At 68.9% G+C, this 19627-nt stretch carries 18 protein-coding genes, 1 tRNA gene and 1 pseudogene; 9 read left to right on the plus strand and 11 right to left on the minus strand.

What is annotated here, in order from left to right; translation table 11 throughout:
* The 3 genes from ABZ412_RS00005 to ABZ412_RS00015 form a co-directional block, all read left to right on the plus strand.
* Positions 1 to 1602 (plus strand): (Fe-S)-binding protein (locus ABZ412_RS00005; RefSeq protein WP_357274449.1); only part of this gene is annotated, 1602 nt, incomplete at its 5' end.
* A gap of 174 nt (positions 1603 to 1776) precedes the next feature.
* Positions 1777 to 2538 carry a copper homeostasis protein CutC gene (locus tag ABZ412_RS00010; protein WP_357274450.1) on the plus strand — a complete coding sequence of 254 codons (762 nt, stop codon included), beginning with the start codon at positions 1777 to 1779 and terminating at the stop codon, positions 2536 to 2538.
* A gap of 38 nt (positions 2539 to 2576) precedes the next feature.
* The gene (locus ABZ412_RS00015) at positions 2577 to 3119 is read left to right on the plus strand and encodes a carbohydrate-binding protein (RefSeq protein WP_357275851.1); all 543 of its coding nucleotides are present in this window, start codon (positions 2577 to 2579) and stop codon (positions 3117 to 3119) included.
* A 622-nt stretch (positions 3120 to 3741) separates the two neighbouring features.
* Here ABZ412_RS00015 and ABZ412_RS00020 read toward each other — a convergent pair.
* From ABZ412_RS00020 to ABZ412_RS00030, 3 genes and pseudogenes are all read right to left on the minus strand, one after another.
* Positions 3742 to 4986 (minus strand): annotated as a pseudogene (locus ABZ412_RS00020) (YibE/F family protein); the annotation flags it as partial.
* Positions 4987 to 5416: 430 nt separating this feature from the next.
* Entirely contained in the window at positions 5417 to 6628 is a 1212-nt protein-coding gene (locus ABZ412_RS00025; RefSeq protein ID WP_357094657.1) for a pyridoxal phosphate-dependent aminotransferase, read from the minus strand.
* A gap of 95 nt (positions 6629 to 6723) precedes the next feature.
* Complete coding sequence (locus ABZ412_RS00030) at positions 6724 to 8082, minus strand: ABC transporter C-terminal domain-containing protein (RefSeq protein WP_357274451.1); 1359 nt, start codon at positions 8080 to 8082, stop codon at positions 6724 to 6726.
* A gap of 256 nt (positions 8083 to 8338) precedes the next feature.
* Here ABZ412_RS00030 and ABZ412_RS00035 point away from each other — a divergent pair, with 256 nt between their 5' ends.
* Positions 8339 to 8788 carry a hypothetical protein gene (locus tag ABZ412_RS00035; protein WP_357274453.1) on the plus strand — a complete coding sequence of 150 codons (450 nt, stop codon included), beginning with the start codon at positions 8339 to 8341 and terminating at the stop codon, positions 8786 to 8788.
* A gap of 135 nt (positions 8789 to 8923) precedes the next feature.
* On the opposite strand, the gene ABZ412_RS00040 is transcribed toward ABZ412_RS00035, so the two are convergent.
* The 3 genes from ABZ412_RS00040 to ctaD all read right to left on the minus strand — a co-directional run bounded on the left by ABZ412_RS00040 (position 8924) and on the right by ctaD (position 13043).
* Entirely contained in the window at positions 8924 to 10351 is a 1428-nt protein-coding gene (locus ABZ412_RS00040; RefSeq protein ID WP_357274455.1) for an Hsp70 family protein, read from the minus strand.
* A gap of 205 nt (positions 10352 to 10556) precedes the next feature.
* Positions 10557 to 11129 carry a dCTP deaminase gene (dcd, locus tag ABZ412_RS00045; protein WP_357274457.1) on the minus strand — a complete coding sequence of 191 codons (573 nt, stop codon included), beginning with the start codon at positions 11127 to 11129 and terminating at the stop codon, positions 10557 to 10559.
* Positions 11130 to 11297: 168 nt separating this feature from the next.
* A complete protein-coding gene (gene ctaD, locus ABZ412_RS00050) occupies positions 11298 to 13043 on the minus strand; it encodes a cytochrome c oxidase subunit I (protein ID WP_357274459.1) in 1746 nt (581 codons plus the stop codon).
* Positions 13044 to 13343: 300 nt separating this feature from the next.
* Between ctaD and ABZ412_RS00055 the strand changes: the two genes are divergently transcribed.
* Positions 13344 to 13414 (plus strand) — tRNA-Gly (locus ABZ412_RS00055).
* A gap of 51 nt (positions 13415 to 13465) precedes the next feature.
* Here ABZ412_RS00055 and ABZ412_RS00060 read toward each other — a convergent pair.
* From ABZ412_RS00060 to ABZ412_RS00075, 4 genes are all read right to left on the minus strand, one after another.
* Positions 13466 to 13921, minus strand: a complete 456-nt coding sequence (locus ABZ412_RS00060) for a hypothetical protein (RefSeq protein WP_357274460.1) — start codon at positions 13919 to 13921, stop codon at positions 13466 to 13468.
* Between the two features lie 139 nt (positions 13922 to 14060).
* Entirely contained in the window at positions 14061 to 14423 is a 363-nt protein-coding gene (locus tag ABZ412_RS00065; protein WP_357274462.1) for a hypothetical protein, read from the minus strand.
* 32 nt (positions 14424 to 14455) lie between these two features.
* Positions 14456 to 14752: a hypothetical protein gene (locus ABZ412_RS00070; protein ID WP_357274464.1), complete on the minus strand. Its 297-nt coding sequence runs from the start codon at positions 14750 to 14752 to the stop codon at positions 14456 to 14458.
* Positions 14739 to 14963: a hypothetical protein gene (locus ABZ412_RS00075; RefSeq protein ID WP_357274466.1), complete on the minus strand. Its 225-nt coding sequence runs from the start codon at positions 14961 to 14963 to the stop codon at positions 14739 to 14741. The genes ABZ412_RS00070 and ABZ412_RS00075 overlap by 14 nt, the downstream gene beginning before the upstream one ends.
* A 98-nt stretch (positions 14964 to 15061) precedes the next feature.
* On the opposite strand from ABZ412_RS00075, the gene ABZ412_RS00080 reads away from it, so the two are divergent.
* The 4 genes from ABZ412_RS00080 to ABZ412_RS00095 all read left to right on the plus strand — a co-directional run bounded on the left by ABZ412_RS00080 (position 15062) and on the right by ABZ412_RS00095 (position 18704).
* Entirely contained in the window at positions 15062 to 15841 is a 780-nt protein-coding gene (locus ABZ412_RS00080; protein WP_357274468.1) for an alpha/beta hydrolase, read from the plus strand.
* A gap of 9 nt (positions 15842 to 15850) precedes the next feature.
* Positions 15851 to 16609 carry a crotonase/enoyl-CoA hydratase family protein gene (locus ABZ412_RS00085; RefSeq protein ID WP_357274470.1) on the plus strand — a complete coding sequence of 253 codons (759 nt, stop codon included), beginning with the start codon at positions 15851 to 15853 and terminating at the stop codon, positions 16607 to 16609.
* A 156-nt stretch (positions 16610 to 16765) separates the two neighbouring features.
* Positions 16766 to 17872, plus strand: coding sequence for a DUF4185 domain-containing protein (locus ABZ412_RS00090; RefSeq protein WP_357274472.1), 1107 nt, complete (start codon positions 16766 to 16768; stop codon positions 17870 to 17872).
* A 103-nt stretch (positions 17873 to 17975) separates the two neighbouring features.
* Positions 17976 to 18704, plus strand: coding sequence for a class I SAM-dependent methyltransferase (locus tag ABZ412_RS00095; RefSeq protein WP_357274474.1), 729 nt, complete (start codon positions 17976 to 17978; stop codon positions 18702 to 18704).
* 15 nt (positions 18705 to 18719) lie between these two features.
* On the opposite strand, the gene ABZ412_RS00100 is transcribed toward ABZ412_RS00095, so the two are convergent.
* Positions 18720 to 19610: an SDR family NAD(P)-dependent oxidoreductase gene (locus ABZ412_RS00100; protein WP_357274476.1), complete on the minus strand. Its 891-nt coding sequence runs from the start codon at positions 19608 to 19610 to the stop codon at positions 18720 to 18722.
* Positions 19611 to 19627: the final 17 nt, after the last annotated feature.

A 19627-nucleotide genomic window follows, 5' to 3' on the forward strand; every position in this document is an offset into this window, starting at 1 on the left:
GCGGGCAACGAGTTCCTGTTCCAGCAGCTGGCGATGCAGAACATCGAGTTGCTGAACTCGGTGTTCGAGGGTGTCGAGCAGGCCAAGAAGAAGATCGTCGTCACCTGTGCGCACTGCTTCAACGCGCTCAACAACGAGTACCCGCAGGTGGGCGGCACCTACGAGGTCGTGCACCACACCCAGCTGCTGAACCGCCTGGTGCGCGGCAAGCAGCTGGTGCCGGTGTCGCCGGTCGCGCAGAACGTGACCTACCACGACCCCTGCTACCTGGGCCGGCACAACAAGATCTACAACGCGCCGCGTGAGCTGATGGAGGCCTCGGGCTCGACCCTGGTCGAAATGCCGCGGCACGCCGAACGTTCCATGTGCTGTGGCGCCGGTGGCGCGCGCATGTGGATGGAAGAGCAGCTCGGCAAGCGCATCAATATCGACCGGGTCGACGAGGCGCTCGACACCCTGAAGGGCGGCAACGAGCCGTCCATGATCGCCACCGGCTGCCCGTTCTGCCGCGTCATGCTGACCGACGGCGTCACCGCCCGCAAGGACGGCGGCGAGGTCGGCCAGGGCGTCGAGGTCGTCGATGTCGCGCAGCTGATGCTGCAGTCCATCAACCGCGTGGACGCCGCGACCCTGACCGAGAACCTGAAGGTCGTCCAGCAGCCCAAGGCCGAGCCGGAGCCGGAGCCCGCTCCGGAGCCGGTCAAGGCCGCGGTCGCCGAAGCTCCGGCCGAGGCCGCTCCGAAGGCCGCTCCGGCCGGTGGCGGCCTGGGCATGAAGGGTGGCCTGAAGCCGCCGGGTGGCGGTAAGGGTCTGGCCATGAAGGGCGGGCTCAAGGCCCCGGGCGCGAAGACCGAGGCTCCGGCCGCCGAGGCCGCTCCGGCGGCCGAGGAGACCGCCGCCCCGGCTCCGGCCAAGGGTCTCGCCATGAAGGGCGGCCTCAAGGCCCCCGGCGGCAAGGGTCTGGCCATGAAGGGCGCCGCAAAGGCCCCGGGCGCGAAGGCCGAAACCGCTTCCGCCGCCGCGGCTCCCGCCGAGGCCGCCGCCGCTCCGGAGGCTCCGGCCGCCAAGCCGGGCGGGCTCGCCATGAAGGGCGGCCTGAAGGCCCCCGGTGGCAAGGGTCTGCAGATGAAGGGCGCCGCCAAGGCTCCGGGCGCCAAGCCCGCCGCCGCGGCCGCTCCCGCCGAGGCTCCCGCGGCCGCCGCTCCGGCTCCGGCCGCCGAAGCTCCCGCGGCCGCCGCCCCGGCCGCCGAGGCCAAGCCGTCCATCGCGCCCAAGGGCTTGGCCATGAAGTCCGGTCTGAAGCGTCCCGGCCCGAAGGCTCCGGGCGCCGCTGCTCCGGCAGCCGCCCCGGCGCCGGAAGCGCCTGCGGCTCCGGCTGATTCGGCTCCGGCCGCTCCGGCTCCCGAGGCCGAGCCCGCCGCTCCGGCCGAACCGGCCGTGCCGGAGAGCAATGGCACCTCGGAGAGCAACGGCACTCCGGAGGCCAACGGTGCTTCGGAAGGCAACGGCGCTTCGGAAGGCAATGGCGCGACGCCGCCCGCCGCGAAGCCGGGTGGTCTCGGCTTCAAGTCGGGCATGAAGGCTCCGGGCCGGAAGAACTAGGCTCCGACCCGAAACACCGGGCTGCCGAACCTGATTGACCAGGGCGGCGCTACCGATTCGGTAGCGCCGCCCTGGTCGTTTCCGGTCACGGTGTGGCCCGATTCACGAGGCGTTCACCGCGCAGCGGCTAATCTCGGGCAACAAACTCGGCGGGAGTTCGCCATACTGCAAGGTATGACGGATGCGCGGGCGGTGCGGGTCGAGATCGGGGTGGAGTCTCTGGGCGGGGTCCGGATCGCCGAACAGGCGGGGGCGGCGCGCGTGGAGTTGTGTTCGGGCCTGACGGTCGGGGGGCTCACGCCGGGTCCCGCGCTCATCGAGGCGGCCGTGGCCGCGGCCGGGCACACCCAGGTGCACGTCCTGATCCGGCCGCGCCCCGGCGATTTCCGCTACACGCCCGACGAGGTGGCGCTCATGCGCGCCGATGTCGAGCGGGTCCGCGCGGCGGGCGCGCACGGTGTGGTGCTCGGCGTGCTCGACGAGGACGGGCACGTGGATCCGGCCGCCAATACCGAACTGCTGGCCGCCGCCGACGAGCTGGAGGTCACCTTCCACCGCGCGTTCGACGTGTGCGCCGATCCCTACGCGGGGTTCGACCAGCTGCTGGAACTGGGTTTCACCCGGCTGCTCACCTCCGGCCGCCAGGAGTCGGTGCTGGACGGCGCGTCCCTGATCGCGCGCATGGTGAGCCTGTCCGACGGCCGCATCGACGTGATGGCCTGCGGCGGCCTGCGCGCCGATAATGCCCGGCGGGTGATCGAGCTGACCGGCACGCGGGATCTGCATGCGGCCGTGCGCATTCCGGTGCCGGGCCGCCCGCAGCCGGATACCGAGGTCACCTTCGCCGAGTTCGGAGTGCCGAGCGGTTTCGACCATTTCGCCACGGACGCCGACGGAGTCGCGGCGCTGTGTGAAGCGGCGAGAACGGCAGTCTGACCGGACGCGAACTCCACTGCGATCCAACGTTCACCGCCCTGCACCGCACCCTGAACTGGGAGTACTTCATCGGCGGCACCCGGGTCGCGGTCTTCGACGGCGGCAACAACCCCCCGCCCCAGGGCGGCGTCAGCCACACCGTGGACCTGAGCGAGTACGGCGGCCGTCAGAAACTGCTGGCGGTCTGGAACATCGGCGACACCGTCAACGCCTTCTACTCCTGCGTCGACCTCCAGATCGGAAGCGGTGGCGGCGGAACACCCATCACCACAAAGCCTCCCGTCACCACGACCACCACCCCGCCCACGAAGCCGCCGACCACGACACCCCCGACCACCACCACCACGACAGCGCCGACCACGACGCACAGTCACCAGCCGCCGCTCAGCACCACCCACAGCCATCAACCCCCGGCCACCACGGCGCAGCCGAGCGCGGGCGCGTGGACGGTCGGCGAGCACTACACGGTGGGCGACATCGTCACGTACAACGGCAAGCGCTACCGCTGCCTGCAGGCACACACCGTGTACGACCCGGGCTGGACGCCGACCGCAGCGCCCGCCCTGTGGCAGGCGCTCTAGAACCCTCGCGCCGCGAGTCAGCGGATCGGTGACCGCCGAATCCGAACCCGGAGAGGACTCGTGAAACGGGAGAGGGCGTGTTTCCTCGGAAACACGCCCCTCGCACTATCTTTCGCTCCAGCAGTCCGTTCGATCAGGAGTCGGGCCGCGAATGCCGCCCGCCGCGCGGCGGTTCGGGTGGCGGCCCCGGGTTCCGCGCCCCCGGTTCCGACCACGGCTCGTCGGGATGGAACCAGGACGACGTGGTGTACCGCGGCTCCTGGGGCGGCGCCCCACCATCGAACCACGACTGCTGCGGCGGTGGCGCGGGCTCGACCGGAGTCGGAGCCGGTTGCACCACACTGGTTCTCGGCGCCGTCGGCTCGCCGTCCCCGGACTCGGAGGGTGCCTGGGGCGGCACCGGCTGCGGCCCGGTGCGCGGGTCGCCGGTATCCGGTCCGAGCCGCACCACGAACTGCGAACCCGAGCGCGGTGCGTTCTGATCGCCGCCACGCCGCGGCGCGGGCTGTCCGCCGGTGCGCGGGCCGCCTGCCGGTCCACCGGGTCGCCGCGGCGTATTCCGTTGCGGCCCACCACTCCGCGGCCGATTGCCACCCGTGGCCGCGACCGTGCGCGCCGTGCCCGGCGGCCGCGCGAGCAGCACCGCGATGGCGGTGGTCAGCGGCACCGACAGCGCCAGCGCGATACCACCGACCGCGGAGCGCGCGATCTCGATGCCCACCGCGTCGCCGGTCAGCACGTCGCGCATGGACCGCCCCGCCACGCTGAACAGCATCAGCAACGGCAGCGCGCCGCCGGCGTAGGCGAGCACCAGGGTGTAGACGGTACTGGCGATGTGGTCGCGCCCGACCCGCATGGCCGCCGCGAAAATCCCGCGCCGCGTTGCCTTCTCGTCCAGCGCCGCCAGTTCGAAGGCCGCGGACGCCTGCGTGATGGTGACGTCGTTGAGCACACCCAGCGAGCCGATGATGAACCCGGCGAGCAGCAGCCCGGTGATGCTCACATGCTGCAGATAGGTGGCGACATTGGTGTTCTGCTCTTCGGAGAACCCGGTCAGATGGGTCATCTTCAGTGCCGCCCAGGACAATACGGCCGCCAGCACCATCGCCGACAGCGTGCCCAGCAGTGCCGAGCTGGTGCGCAGATTCACCCCGTGCGCGAGATAGAGCACCGCGTACAGGATCACCGCGCCCGCGACGAGTGCCGTGGGGATGGCGGGTTTTCCGTCCAGCAGCGCGGGCAGTAGGAACACCACCAGGACGCCGAAGGCGACCACGAGTCCGAGCAGCGCCCGCAGTCCGCGCCACCGCGCGACCGCGATGATGACGACGGCGAACACGATGCCGATGATGGTCAGCGGCAGTCCGCGCGCGTAGTCGTCGAACGAGTAGGTGGTGACCAGGCTGGGGTCGGCGTTCTTATCGGCCTTCGGATCCACTTGGCGCACGATGCGGATCTTGTCGCCGGCGCGCAGATCGGGTTGACCGGGCCCGGGCGCGATCTCGAAGAGCGTCTTCTCCCCCTGGCTGGGTCCGGAGTCGATGGTGACGATGCTGCGCTGGCACGAGTAGCCGTTGGCGCGCGGGGCCTGCGGTTCGTCGCTGAAGACCCGGCCGTTGGAGGGGCTGCCGCAGGGTCCGATGTCCTGCTTGATCACGGTTCCGGCCTCGGTCTGCACCGCACCGCCGCCGCCGTTCTGCATGGGCAGCGGGATGTCGATGTGCTGAGCGCTGGGCCAGAGCCAGATCAGCCCGGCCACGACCGCCACGCCGATCAACGCGAGCAGTCCGATCACGACCTTGGCCGCATTGGTGCCGATCGCGATGGGTCCCGAGTGGTCGTGATGGTGGTGATGGTGATCGCTCACGCGGAGAGCCTAAACGAAAACCATTTTTGACATGCTGAGAGGTCTCTGCATTTGGCCAGGTGAGGCGGTCGCGATCGCGAGAATTTTTTAGGGGGCGGCGGAGAGCAGGGGGATGTCTCCGCCGCCCGGGGTCAGCGGCCCAGGGGGGGTAGGCCGACTAACCAGGGCCGGACGGCCCAGGGGGGGTAGGCGGTCCGGCCGGGCACTCGAAGTGCCGAGGACCACTGTACACAAAAGACGGTTCTTTGCGCTAGCTAAGTCTCTAAAAACCCAACTTTTTCGTACCAGCGGTTTGTTTTAGCCAGAGTCCCACCTGCGCCACACCCCGCGAGGGAGGGTGTCCACTCCTGGACAAAACCGCATAGGCGCAGGTCGAGAGGGCTCACGGGATACCCCATGAACCCTACCGGTCGATATTTCCGCCCGGAAGTTACTGGCGGTAGCTGGACAGGAAGTTGCCGAATCGTTCGATGGCGACCGACAGATCCCGCGCCCACGGCAGCGTCACGATGCGCAGGTGGTCGTGATGCGGCCAGTTGAAGCCGGTGCCCTGCACCATCAGGATCTTCTCCTGCAGCAGCAGATCCAGCACCAGCTTCGAATCGTCGTGGATCTCATGGACTTCCGGATCCAGCCGCGGGAACGCGTACAGCGCGCCCTCCGGCTTCACACACGACACACCCGGAATCGTGTTCAGCTTCTGCCAGGCCACATCCCGCTGCTCCAGCAGCCGCCCGCCCGGCAGCACCAGATCGTCGATGCTCTGATGTCCGCCCAGCGCCACCTGAATGGCATGCTGCGCGGGCACATTCGGACACAGGCGGGTGGAGGCCAGCAGGTCGATGCCCTCCAGGAAGCCGCCCGCGTGATCCTTCGGACCGGTGATGACCAGCCAGCCCGAGCGGTAGCCCGCCACCCGGTAAGCCTTGGACAGACCGTTGAAGGTCAGGCACAGCAGATCGGGGGCCAGCGTGGCCAGCGACACATGCTTGGCGTCGTCGTAGAGGATCTTGTCGTAGATCTCGTCGGCCAGCAGCAGCAGCTGATGCTTGCGGGCCAGGTCCACCACCTGCTGCAGCACCTCGGCGGAGTACACCGCCCCGGTGGGGTTGTTCGGGTTGATCACGACAATCGCCTTGGTCTTGTCGGTGATCTTGGATTCCATGTCGGCGATGTCGGGCTGCCAGCCGTTGGACTCGTCGCACAGGTAGTGCACCGGGGTGCCGCCCGCCAGCGAGGTCATCGCCGTCCACAGCGGGTAGTCCGGCGCGGGGATGAGCACCTCGTCGCCATTGTCGAGCAGCGCCTGCATGACGATGGTGATCAGCTCGGAGACGCCATTGCCCAGGTAGACGTCGTCCACATCGAATTCCGGGAAGCCCGGCACCACCTCGTAGCGGGTGAAGATGGCCCGGCGCGCCGACAGGATGCCCTTCGACTCGCTGTAGCCCTGCGCGTACGGCAGCGCCGCGATCATGTCGCGCATGATCACGTCGGGCGCGTCGAACCCGAACGGCGCGGGATTGCCGATGTTCAGCTTGAGGATGCGATGCCCCTCGGCCTCCAACCGCGCCGCATGCGCGTGTACCGGCCCCCGGATCTCGTAGAGAACGTTCTGGAGCTTGGTGGACTGCTCCAGCATGCGCGGGGACCGATGCGAAGGGTGACTCTGAGGGCTCACCCGACCGAGTCTAATTTGCCCTCCGCTTCGCTCCGGGCCTGGTTCGCGGCTGCGAATCAGCGGGCCGTATCGGGCGGCAACACGCTGCGGGCGGCGGTGGAGCCGCAGAACTCCTCGATTCGCTCGTCCAGGTCCTGCGCCTCGCCCGCGGCACGGAACTCGGGGCTGGCGAGGCGCCGGCGGAGCACGGACAGGCGTTCCTCGAGCTGGGCGATGCGTTTGTCCTCGTCCAATTCGAGCACCGGTTCGAGGGCCGCGGCCGCGCCGTCGAGGCTGCCGTTGATCAGGTGCGCGGCGGCGTTGTCGATCCGGGCGAGCGACTCCGCGCCGTAGGAGCGCTTGTCGGTGGGGCCGTTCACGTACAGGTCGATGGCGCGGCGGGTGGCGTCCAGCGCGGGTTCGGCCTGGCCGAGGTGGATGTAGGTGGCGCCCGCGTAGTAGTGGCTCTTGGGCTGGTCGAAGCCGAAGACGCCGCCGACGTCGTCGTGCAGGGTGTCGCTGGATTCGCCGTCGCGGGCCTCGTCGGCGGCGCGGATGCAGCGTTCGGTATCGGCGGCGCTGCCCAGCCGCGACCAGATGCGGGCCTCGATGTTCAGTAGCCGCACCTTCGAGGTCGCGGATTCGGTGTAGCGCTGGCCGCTCTGGGCCAGCAGCACCGCGCGGCGCGGGCGTTCGGAGCGGTACTCGATGAGCGCCTGCATGCCGCGAGTCCAGGCGCGCAGCGGATTGTGCTCACACAGTTCGGCGTAAGCCCATGCGGCCCTGGCCTGTTCACCGGCCGCGTCGAAATAGCCCAGATCCGTACTGGCATTCGCCAGCAGACCGGACAACGTACCCGCCAACAGATACAGATGCGCCGTATCCGAGGGCCGCTGATGGCCTTCCAGCAACCGGTACACGCGCCGCCGGACCCGCAACATCTCCACCATCATCGGCACCGGAGGCATGTGCACGTAGTCGTTGGCGATGCGCGTGACATCGGCATCGAGCTGTTCCAGCAGGGTGGCACCCACATTGGTGCCCTCCGCCCGGCCGGCGTGCTCGCTGGCTTCATGGGCAGCCGCCATTATCAAGTCCCTCTCCGAAATCGCCGCTAACGCATCGCCCCTCATCGCACCCGTGTCGACGAGGGCCAGCAGTTCCGCGTCGCTGGAATAACTGGCCTGCGCCGGCATGCCGCTCCACAACTCGGAACCGCCTTGGCGCACATCGAAACCGGGAACGGCGGGGCCACTCGAGGGCTGGTCGATCAAGGCCGCGAACCGTGCCCGCACCACATCGTCGGACCGGGCAAGGGATGTATCGAGGGCGGCCTGATTGACGGGGCGGGGATGCACCCGATCGCCCCCGGCCTCCCACTTCGAGACCAGTCGCTCGTGCACCCCCAAGTGGGCGGCGAACTCCCGGATACTCATGCGTTTGGCATCACGGAGGGCACGGGCCTCTTTGCCTGACCAGTGCCGTACCACGGTGCCATCCCTTCCGAACGAACTCCGAACTCCAGGGTACGAGCGGAAACTGGCCGCGGCCACAGCCGAAACCTAGCTGGTACCAGGCTTTATGCGTAGCCGCAACAGTGGCGGCGGAAAGGCAGTGGAAGGCGGGTGTGCGGGCGTTTTCCCATCCGGCTCCGGCGCGCGACCCTGGTGACCAGGGGAAGGAGGCGGGGAAGTGAACGCGGACAAGCGCAGAACAGTGGACGACTGGGTTTCCTACTACCGGTACGAGTTCGGACTGCCGGTCACCGAACGCGGCGGATTCGTCATGCTCCCCGTCACCGCGGAGGTCGCGGTCGTGCACCTACCGGTCGCCCGAGCCGAAAAGGTCCGCAGCGCACTGCAACAGCGCCGGACCGATGGCCCCATGCTGGCGCGCCAGATTCGCTGGAGCTTTCTGGCCGAACCGGATTCGGTGCCCGGCGCGCAGATCATGGAGGTCCTCGACCGCCTCGACATCGGCATTCCGACTATCGGCAGCGCGGTCATGCTCCCCACCGGCCTCGGCCGCTGGACCCGCGAGGGCTGCCACTGGGTGCGCCCGCCCGCCCGAGACTCCAAACTCCCACCCCTGTCGGCGATCATCACGGCAGCTCTGGCGGTGGGAACAGGAAGCGAGGATTGAACGCAGCCTTTCCTCGCACCGGCGCGCCACGCGCCGGAGCCACCGGGTTCGCCCCCTCTTGGCAGTCGACGGGGCGGACTCGGTGTTGAATTTGCCCCTCCGCTGCGCTCCGGGGCGGGTTGGTCTACCTGTGCGTCAGCGCACTTGCTGCTGCTGCGCGGGGGCAGGCGGGAAGAGCGGCGGCAGGGTGGGCACGACCACCGGCGGGAGGCCGGGGATGAGCGTGATGGTGTTGGGGCCGACCGTGGTGGTGGGGGCCTCGGTGGTGGTGGTCGTGTTCTGCGGCTGCGGCGGCCCGGCCAGCGCCTCGTTGGTGGCGTCGGTGGTGCTCGGGACGACGGTGGCCGGTTCGCTCGGGCGGGTGGTGCTGGTCGGCACCGAGCTGGTGACCGCGTCCTGGCGCTGTGAATCGTGGCTCAGCACTTGGGTTCCCCAGCCCAGGGTGATGCCGATGGCGGCCACCACGACCAGCGCGCCCACGGCGACACCGGCGAGGCTGACCTCGCGGCGGCGGCCCGGGCCGTCGGCCGGGCCCGCGACCAGTGGCCGGGCCGGGGCGGGCTCGGCGGGCCGCGGCGCGACCTCGTCGCGCGGCGCGGCCGGGAACGGGGCGGGGGCCGGGCGTGGCATAACCGGGCGGGCCAGCATGGCGGCGCCGCGGGTCACCACGGTCTCGGGCGCGGCGGGCACGATCACCGGGACGCCCAGCCAGCGCCGCAGAACCTTTGCCACCAGCGGAATCTGGGCGCAGCCGCCGAGCAGGGCGACGGCCTGCACGGGCTGCTCGGAGCGCAGGATGACATCGCGGGTCATGCGCGCGGAGGATTCGACGGCCAGCATGATGAGGGCCTCGAAGTTCTCCTGCGACAGCAGGACCAGCCCCTCGGTGGAGGGCAGAGCCACCGCGCTGCTGCCGGAAAGCTGTTCCTTGGCCTCGCGGCACAGCTTGTCCAGGGCGGTGAGGCCGGTGTGATCCGGCGGATGGGCGATGCGCCCGGAGGCGATCTGCTGTTCGCGGATGAGCGCGTCCAGGTAGTCGCCGCTGATATCGCTGGTGCGCTCGGTGAAGCAGACCTGGCGGGTGCCGATGTCGACCACCGTCACGGACAGACCGGACGCACCCAGGTCGTAGAGCGCGACGGTGCCGAAGCCCGGCCCAGGGAGGTGGGGCCGTAACTCGCCGGAGTATTCGAGGAACTCCAGGGCCGCCACCACATCCGGCACCAGCTCGTAGTTGGTGAACTGCCGCCGCGCCAGCTCGGCGCGGATGGCGCGCGCGTGATTCTCGTCGCGGTAGGCGATGGCGGTGGCGCTGATCCGCGAGTCGGCGGCCAGCACCGCTCCGACCGCGTCGGCGACGAGCTCGTCGACGCGACGTTCGCCGACCGGCACGGCCTGCACATCGAACGCGTCGGGGGGACCGTCGAATCCGCTGCGGGCCCGGCCGTATCCGGGCGCGGGCGGGGCGGCGAAATTCCTGGTGGGCTCGGCGGATTCACCGGTGTACGGACGTGCGACGCGAACCGCGCCCGCCCCCACCGACACTCCCAGCACCGAACTCATCGCCAGCCCATCTCGTTCACACCTACCTGTCGTCGCCACCTTACGACGTGCCGGGCCATCCGTACACCCGGCGAACCCGCCCACCGGACGGCGTAATAGCGCCATTCCATGACGGTCAACTGTCCAGGCAGCGACCGATTTCCGCCGGGCGCCCGGCCGAACCGGCTACCCCGTAACACAACTCACGCGCGCCGGGGTCCGTGGCTCACTGCCGGGCGGCGAAGTTCAGGTAGGCCTTCGACGGCGTCGGCCCGCGCTGCCCCTGGTACTTGGAGCCCACGGTGGCGCTGCCGTAGGGGTGCTCGGCCGGACTGGTGAGCCGGAACAGGCACAACTGGCCGATCTTCATACCCGGCCACAGCGTGATCGGCAGGTTCGCGACGTTCGACAGCTCCAGGGTGATGTGCCCGCTGAACCCCGGGTCGATGAACCCGGCGGTCGAGTGGGTCAGCAGCCCGAGCCGTCCCAGGCTGGACTTGCCCTCCAGCCGCCCGGCCAGATCGTCGGGCAGCGAGCACACCTCGAGCGTGGAGCCGAGCACGAACTCACCCGGGTGCAGCACGAACGGCTCCCCCTCGGCGGGCTCGACCAGCGAGGTCAGCTCGTCCTGCCGCTGCGCCGGGTCGATATGGGTGTAGCGGGTGTTGTTGAACACCCGGAACAAGCTGTCCAGCCGCACATCGATGCTCGACGGCTGCACCAGCTTCTCGTCGAACGGATCGAGCCCGAGACGACCGTTGGCGATTTCCTTGCGGATGTCGCGATCACTAAGCAGCACGTGCAAGAGCGTATGTCAATGGTCGGGCCGTGTTCGATTTGCCCTCCGCTTCGCTCCGGGCGGGTTCGCGGCCCCGAGGTCTCGATTCTTCCCTCCTCCGCTTCGCTCCCCCACTCCAAGGCGGAGGTCGATCACGCCGCAGTCCAGAATCGAGACGGCCGCGAACCTTCAGGTTGCGGTATCGCTAACCGAAACATCGATGACCTGCTTCGGCTTGCGCAGACCCCAGGTGGCGTGGGCCTCCGCGCGCATGCGCGGCACCATGTGCGGGTAGTGCAGCTCGAAGGCGGGGCGCTCGGAGCGGATGCGGGGCAGCTCGTAGAAGTTGTGCCGCGGCGGCGGGCAGGTGGTGGCCCACTCCAGGGAGTTGCCGTAACCCCACGGGTCGTCCACCGTCGCCAGTTCGCCGTAACGGTAGGACTTGAAGACGTTCCAGACGAACGTGACCATCGAGAACCCGAGGATGAACGAGCCGACCGTCGAGATGGTGTTGAGCGTGGTGAATCCGTCGCTCGGCAGGTAATCCGCGTAGCGCCGCGGCATGCCCTCGTTCCCGAGCCAGTGCTGCACCAGGAAGGTGGTGTGGAAGCCGAGGAACGTGGTCCAGAAGTGCAGCTTGCCGAGCCGTTCGTCGAGCATCCGCCCGGTCATCTTGGGGAACCAGAAGTAGATGCCCGCGAAGGTGGCGAACACGATGGTCCCGAACAGCACGTAATGGAAGTGCGCCACAACGAAATACGAGTCCGACACGTGGAAGTCCAGCGGCGGCGAGGCCAGGATGACGCCCGACAGCCCGCCGAACAGGAACGTCACCAGGAAGCCGACCGAGAACAGCATGGGTGTCTCGAAGGTCAGCTGACCTCGCCACATGGTGCCGATCCAGTTGAAGAACTTCACCCCCGTCGGCACCGCGATCAGGAATGTCATGAACGAGAAGAACGGCAGCAGCACCGATCCCGTCGCGTACATGTGGTGCGCCCACACCGCGATCGACAGCGCGCCGATGGCCAGCGTCGCGTACACCAGGGTGGTGTAGCCGAACAGCGGCTTGCGGCTGAACACCGGGAAGATCTCGGTCACGATCCCGAAGAACGGCAGCGCCACGATATAGACCTCGGGATGCCCGAAGAACCAGAACAGATGCTGGTAGAGGATGGCCCCGCCGTTGGCCGAGTCGAAGACGTGCCCGCCCAGGTGCCGATCGAACTCCAGCCCCATCAGCGCGGCGGTCAGAATCGGAAACGCCAGCAGCACAAGCACACTGGTGACCAGGATGTTCCAGGTGAAGATGGGCATGCGCCACATGGTCATGCCCGGGCAGCGCAGGCACACGATCGTGGTGACCATATTGACACCGCCCAGGATGGTGCCGACGCCGGACACCGCCACGCCCATGATCCACAGGTCCGCGCCCATGCCCGGCGCGTGTTCGGCCAGGCTGAGCGGGGTGTAGGCGGTCCAGCCGAAGTCGGCCGCGCCGCCGGGGGTGATGAATCCGGCGGTGGCCATGAGCGCCCCGAACAGGTACAGCCAGTAGCTGAGCGCGTTCAACCGCGGGAACGCCACGTCGGGCGCGCCGATCTGCAGCGGCAGCACCGCGTTGGCGAAGCCGAACACGATCGGGGTCGCGTAGAACAGCAGCATGATGGTGCCGTGCATGGTGAACAGCTGATTGAACTGTTCCGGGGTCAGGAACTGCATGCCCGGCCGGGCCAGCTCCGCCCGCATCAGCAGCGCCATCAGGCCGCCGATCAGGAAGAACGCCATGGCCGTGAACAGATACATGTTCCCGAGCATCTTGGGATCGGTGGTGGTGATGGCCTTCCACAGGTAGGAGCCCTGCGGGCTCTTCCGACGTGGAAACGGCCGCACGGGTTCGAGCTCGGGAACCTCACGAGCGGGCACCGCGGTCATACGTCCTCCTCGACCGCCGAGCAGGAGCACCGAACCAGCGCCAGCTAACGTTCAGCGCATCCAAACTTCCAGTGGTGGACGGGTTTTCGACCCTGCGGGTCAGTGTAGGACCGGCCGTGCACGGAACTCGGTGCTTCGGTGAAATAGCTACGCGATCTTCGGCGCGTCGCGCCGACACGGGTGATAGATGGGGGCTGGGCCCCCGCCGCCCCGCACCCTCGAAACCCGTGCGGCCCGGGCCCGTGAATTTGCACCGGCGGAGAAGTGGTCTGATAGAGTCGCGTGCGCAAGCAGGACCGTGCCGGTGTGGTGTAGTGGCAACACGCTACCTTCCCAAGGTCGAATTGCGGGTTCGATTCCCGTCACCGGCTCCGACGACAAGCCCCGCCCGATTCGGGCGGGGCTTGTCGCATGTCAGGGCCCTACTTGGTGCATTCGGTGGCGATCCGCTTGCCGGCCTTGCCCGCCTTGAGCAGATCCTCGGTGCCGAGGTTCACCTTGGTGGGGTTGGCGCCGTTGGCGCTCTCGATGATCTTCTGGATGCCGCTGTCGGACAGGCCTTCCTGGATGTAGATCCCGGCCACGCAGTCGGCGGTCTGCTGGTTGAGTTTGCCCTTGTCCTGCAAGGCTTTCGAGATCTCGGCGGCGGTCAGCGCGCCGACCGCGCCCGGCGTCGCCGCGATCGAGGACGGGAGGGTCACCCCGGAGGGGAGCGTGGGCAGGCCGGACGGGAGGGAGGTGGGCAGGCCGGACCCGCTGGTCGGCGCCACGGACGTCGGCACACCCGCGGGCGTGGGCGTGGCCGCCTGCTGGCTGTTGGCGCAGGCGGACAGTAGGGGCAGCGCGAGCAGCGCCACCACGACGACGGATTTCCGCATGATGTGATCCCTCCCGGATGCCGGGTCGATCCCGGTCGATTCAGAAATTGCACACCGGCACCGGAGAGTTAACAAGGGCGGCGCGGAAACCGCAGGCCGCCAAGGCCCCTGGCGGCCGGAGCCGCCGGGGAGACACCCGCTACTGCTGCTTGAGGCAGTCGGTCACGATCTTGTTGGTGGCCGCGCGCGCCTTCTCCGCGTCCTCCTTGCTCATACCGAGCGACTCCGGATCGGTGGCGGCCGCCGACTTGGCGTCGTTCTTGATCATGATGCGCAGGCCGTCCTGCGAAATACCCTGATCCACATAGACTTTGGCTGCGCAGTCGGCGAGCTTGGTATCCTTGAGGCCGCCGTCCTGCAACGCCTTGGAGACGTCCGCCTGGCTGACGTCGGCGGGCTTGTCGCCGCCGCCGCAGCCGGCCAGCAGGGGAAGGGCGACAAGCGCGGCAGCCATCAGGCCTGTGCCGCTCAGAGAAAGACGCACCGGTGCCTCGACTCTCATGATTCGATGGGAGAAATACGCCTGGCACCTTCTCACAGATCCATCGCGGCGCGCAGCGCTGTGTCGATTCGCTCGGCCGTCTCGGCGTCCACCTCGGCGACCCGCTCGGCCAGCCAGCCACGATAGATGCGGCCCAGATTGCCGGCGTGCACCCAGCCGTGGCCGGGAATCGGGACCGCGAGGATGTCCTGCGGATCGGCGGCCTCGACCTCGGCCGCGATCAGCCAGGGCCGCGGCGACTCATTGATGCCGTCACTGGAGATGAGAACGATGGTGCGGGTGCGGGTGGTGCCGTGCGGGTGGTAGACCCAGAGTTCACCCCTGCGCACGCAGCTCCTTCTCGGCGGCCAGCATTTCCGCCTCGTCGGCGGCGGCGAGGTCGACCGGATCCGATGCCGGGCCGCACCCCAGCCGCACGGCTTCGCGGCGTGCGGCGCGGGAGATCCACGCCGACGGCGACATGCCCGCGCGGGCGGCGGCGTCCTGGGCATAGGACCAGGCGGCCTCGTCCAGCGACAGGGTCACTTTCCGGGTTGCCATACCTTTTATCGTACCGCCGGAGGCCCATTTCCCAGCCTGTTGGCGACACGTCAACAACTGTAGGGTGACATCAGCGATCGCGGCCTGGGGAGTGACAGATGACCATGTTGAACCATTACCGGACCGGCAGCGGCGAGCCGCTCGTGCTGGTGCACGGCGTCGGCAGCCGCTGGGAGGTGTGGGAGCCGATCATCGGCACGCTCGCCGAATCCTTCGATGTGATCGCCGTGGACCTGCCCGGCTTCGGCAGCAGTGAGCCGCTGGCCGACACCACCGTCACCACCCTGGCCGACACGCTCGCCGAATTCCTCACCGCCGAGGGGCTCGAGCGGCCGCATCTGGCGGGCAATTCCATGGGCGGCGGCATCGCACTGGACCTGGCCGCGCGCGGCCTGGCCCGCTCGGCCACCGCCTTCTCCCCCATCGGCTTCTGGGACACGGCCGGCCGGATCTGGTGCCAGCAGGCGCTCGGGCGCGCGAAACAACTGCTCACCGCGCTGCACCCGGCCGTACCCGCCCTGCTCGGCAACACCGCGGGCCGGTCCGCCACGCTCGGCCTGGTGTTCGGCAAGCCCTGGCAGCTCGACCTCCGGATGTCGACGCAGACCGTCGAGGGCCTGCTCGGCGCGGAGGGCTTCGACGCCGCGCTGGCCTCCTTCACGAACTTCCGGCTCCCCGATCCGGCCGCCTTGGCCGATGTCCCGGTCACCATCGCCTGGGGCAATCGTGACATTCTGCTCACGTACGCCACCCAGGCCCGCCGCGCCCGCGCGCTGCTGCCCGGTGCGCGGCACGTCACCCTGCACGGCAGCGGCCATACGCCGTTCTCCGATGATCCGGCCGGCTGTGCGCGACTGCTCCTGGACCAGCTCGGATAAGGAATGACCGTGAGCCACAACGTTTCCCTGACCATCACCGGCGACCGGGCGTACGTGGCCCTGGACCGGCCGGACAAGCACAACGGCCTGACCATCGACATGCTGAACGAGCTCGTCCGGGTGGCGGGCGTGATCGCCAAGCGCCCGGACGTGCGCGCGGTCATCCTGTCCGGCCACGGGCCCAGCTTCAGCTCCGGGCTGGACGTCGCCAAGGCGATGGGCAATCCGCTCGACGTGGTCCGCAACTTCGTCCCGCTGCCGTGGCGCGGCACGAACACCTTCCAGGAGGCGTGCTGGGCTTGGCGGCGGCTGCCGCAGCCGGTGATCGCGGTGGTGCACGGTCGTTGCTACGGCGGCGGACTGCAGCTCGCGCTGGCCGCCGACTTCCGGTTCGTCACACCGGATTCGGAGTTCTCGGTGATGGAGGCCAAGCACGGCCTGATTCCCGACATGACCGGCGCGGCCACGTTGTCGCGGCTCATCGGCATCGATCAGGCGCTGCTGCTGACCATGACCGCCGACCCGGTCGACGCCGCCTACGCCGAGCGCATCGGTCTGGTCACCGAGGTGTCCGCGGACCCGCTCGCGGCCGCGGAGAAGCTGGCCGATCGGATCGCGGCGCGCTCCCCGCACGCGGTCGCGGCCGCCAAGAAGATGTTCGACCGGACGTGGCAAACTTCGGTGCGCCGGACCCTGTCCATCGAACGCGCCACCCAGCTGCCCCTTATCGTTCGACAGGCCCTCGGACGTGATAGGAATGGAAAGTAAGCCAATTCACGGCAAACACACTGGTGTGCAGTCACGATCGACTCGCTATCACTGTTAGCATTTTCACACTTTGCCAACGAGTCGAACGCATTGTGCGGTCCGTCACATACCGTTTGGTCCGCGCATTATTCGGCGAGACCCGGAGGACGCACGCAATTGACCAAGACCGCTCCGCTGCTGCTGTCCGCTGTGGCCGGTGCCACGGCCTTGTTCGTGGCGATGACATCACCGGCCGCAGCAAACCCCAACGCCATCAATCCGATTCCCGTGCTCAACGGAACCAACGGTTTGCCACAGCTGCCCGGCCGGACCAAGGCCGTCTTCCAGGTCACCGGCATGGCGAGCCCCAACAACACCCAGGCCTACAACGTGCTCGGCACCGATCTGGGCATCATGTGGGACAACGGCAACGGCGAACTGCTGACCGCCTTCGGTGACACCGCCGGTCTGGGCCTGCCGAACCTGCTGGTCGGCAGCACCTGGGCCTGGCGTTCCAACATCCTGGTCCGCTCGCACACCCAGGACCCGTCCAACGGCATCTACTTCGACTCGGTGGTGCGGGACATCTTCGGCCAGGCCCGGGACCTGATCCCGAGCCCCAAGATCCCCTTCATCGAGATCAGCCGCATCCCGACCGCGGCCATCTCGGTCGGCGGCACCCAGATCATGAGCCTGATGTCGGTGAAGAGCTGGGACGACGTCGGGCAGTGGACCACCAACTACTCCAGCCTCGCGGTCTCCGGCGACAACGGCGAGAACTGGGTCGAACTGCCGGCCACCCGCCGCGGCGACGACGGCGGCAACTCCAACTTCCAGATGAACGCCTTCGTCAAGCGCGGCGGCTTCCTGTACGACTTCGGCACCGACTCCGGGCGCAACCACCCGGCCTACGTGGCCCGCGTCCCGGAGGGCGCCGCCACCGATCTCGACGCGTACGAGTACTGGGACGGCGGGCGGTGGCAGAAGGACGTCAATGCCGCACAGCCGGTGGTGGGCGGCGGCGTCTCCGAGATGTCGGTGATGTGGAACGACTACCTAGGGCAATACATCATGCTGACCACGGACCCGTGGAACTCGGTGGTCATGTACACCTCGCCCAGCCCGGAGGGGCCGTGGAGCCCGCCGTCGGTGCTCATCGACACCCGCGAACTCCCGACCGCGTACGCGCCGTACATCTTCCCGTACCAGACCGGGCGCGACCTCTACTTCCTCACCACGGTCCACAGCCAGTACAACGTGCTGCTGATGCACACGACGCTCTAGCGGAACCCCGCTCCAGGGACTCTCCCCGCTCGACCTGCCGCCCGCGAACGCCCCGCGTTCGCGGGCGGCTTCGTCTCCGCGCACAACTTCTACACTCGTTCCCATGGATGCCGCCGCATGGGACGAGCACTACTCCACCACCGAACTGGTGTGGGGCGCGCCCCCGAACGCCACGGTGGTCGAGCAGGTCTTCGGGCTGGAACGCCGGGTGCCAGTGGGCGGGTACGGGGTCGGCGAGGGCCGGCCCGAGCTGCCGCGGGTGCTGGACCTGGGCTGCGGCGAGGGCCGCAACGCGCTCTGGCTCGCCACCCACGGCTGGCAGGTGGACGCCGTCGACTTCTCCCAGACCGGTATCGACAAGGGCCGTACCGTCGCCGCCCGGCTCTCCCGCTCGGTGCGCGGGCGCATCCGCTGGGTGCACGGCAATGTCACCGATCTGGACCGTGCGGGCATCACCGGCCCCTACGAACTGATCCTGGTCGCCTTCCTGCACCTGCCGCCCGAGGACCGTCGCATCCTGCTGCTGCGCGCGGCCGGGATGCTCTCCCCCGAGGGCACCCTGCTGGTCATCGGCAACGACACCCTCAATCTGGTCGAAGGCTATGGCGGCGAACAGGATCCGGCCCTCACCTTCACCCCGGCCGACATCATCGCCGATCTCGCCGCCGCCGAACCGGCCATTCGGGTCCAGATCGCCGACCGCGTGCACCGGCCCACGGAGGACCGCGACGCCATCGACGCCCTGGTGGTCGCCACCCGTCCGGCGGTCGAGGACCCGGACGCGCCGCGGGCCCTCGAGGTTCCGCAGCCCCCGGCACTGGACATGTTCTGACGGGCGCGCGGCTCGTCAGTGGTCGACCGTCAACCCCGTGAGCCGTGCGCTCTCGTCCCACAACCGGGTGCGGCGGGCCGGATCGGTGGTGTGCGCGGCGGTCGCGACATCCTTGCGGCGCACGAAGAATCGACCGGACACGCCCTCGACTTCGGGCGCGGTGGCCAGCCAGACCGGCGTATCGGCCCCGGCGTCGGGACCGGGCAGCAGCGGATTGACCCACTGCGACCAGCCGAAGATCCGCAGCAGCCCCCGCGCGGACTCCCGGCCCAGCCCGGTGTGCCGGATGATCCCCGGATGCGCGCCGTTGACGGTCACGCCACTGCCCGCGAGCCGCTCGGCCAGGCTGTAGACGAACATCGCGTTCATGTTCTTGGTGCGCCCGTAGGCCACGAAAGGCCGGAAACTGGGCGGGAATCCGAGCGCGCGCGGATTCCGGAATCCCAGGTCGTCGAGATCGACGGGCACCGAGCGCAAGGCGGTCGGTGACGCCCCGACCACCACCAGTCGCGCGGATCGCCCCGCGTCGGCGAGGTTCTCACCCAGGGTGCGCAGCAGCAGGTACGGCGCGAGGTGATTGGTGGCCAGGGTCGGCTGCAAGCCCTCGGCGGTGCGGTCGGCGATGTCGGCCACCACGGCGGCATTGCTGATCAGGATGTCGATCCGGCTGTCCCGCAGGCGATCCGCGAGCGCGCGCACGTCCGCGACCAGCGAGAGGTCCGCGAGTTCGTCCCGCAGTACGGCGTCGGGCACCGCCGCCGTGATCCGTTCCCGCGCGGCGCGCAACCGGCCCGGATCCCGCCCGACCAGCACCACCTCCGCACCGGCCGCGGCGAGTTGCCGCGCGATCGCTTCCCCGATGCCATTCGTCGCGCCCGTGACGACGGCTGTTGCTCCTCGGTCCATACCCGCTCCCCTCAAAG

It is taken from the genome of Nocardia sp. NPDC005746 (genome assembly GCF_040630785.1).
In the GTDB taxonomy this organism is placed as follows: Bacteria; Actinomycetota; Actinomycetes; order Mycobacteriales; family Mycobacteriaceae; genus Nocardia.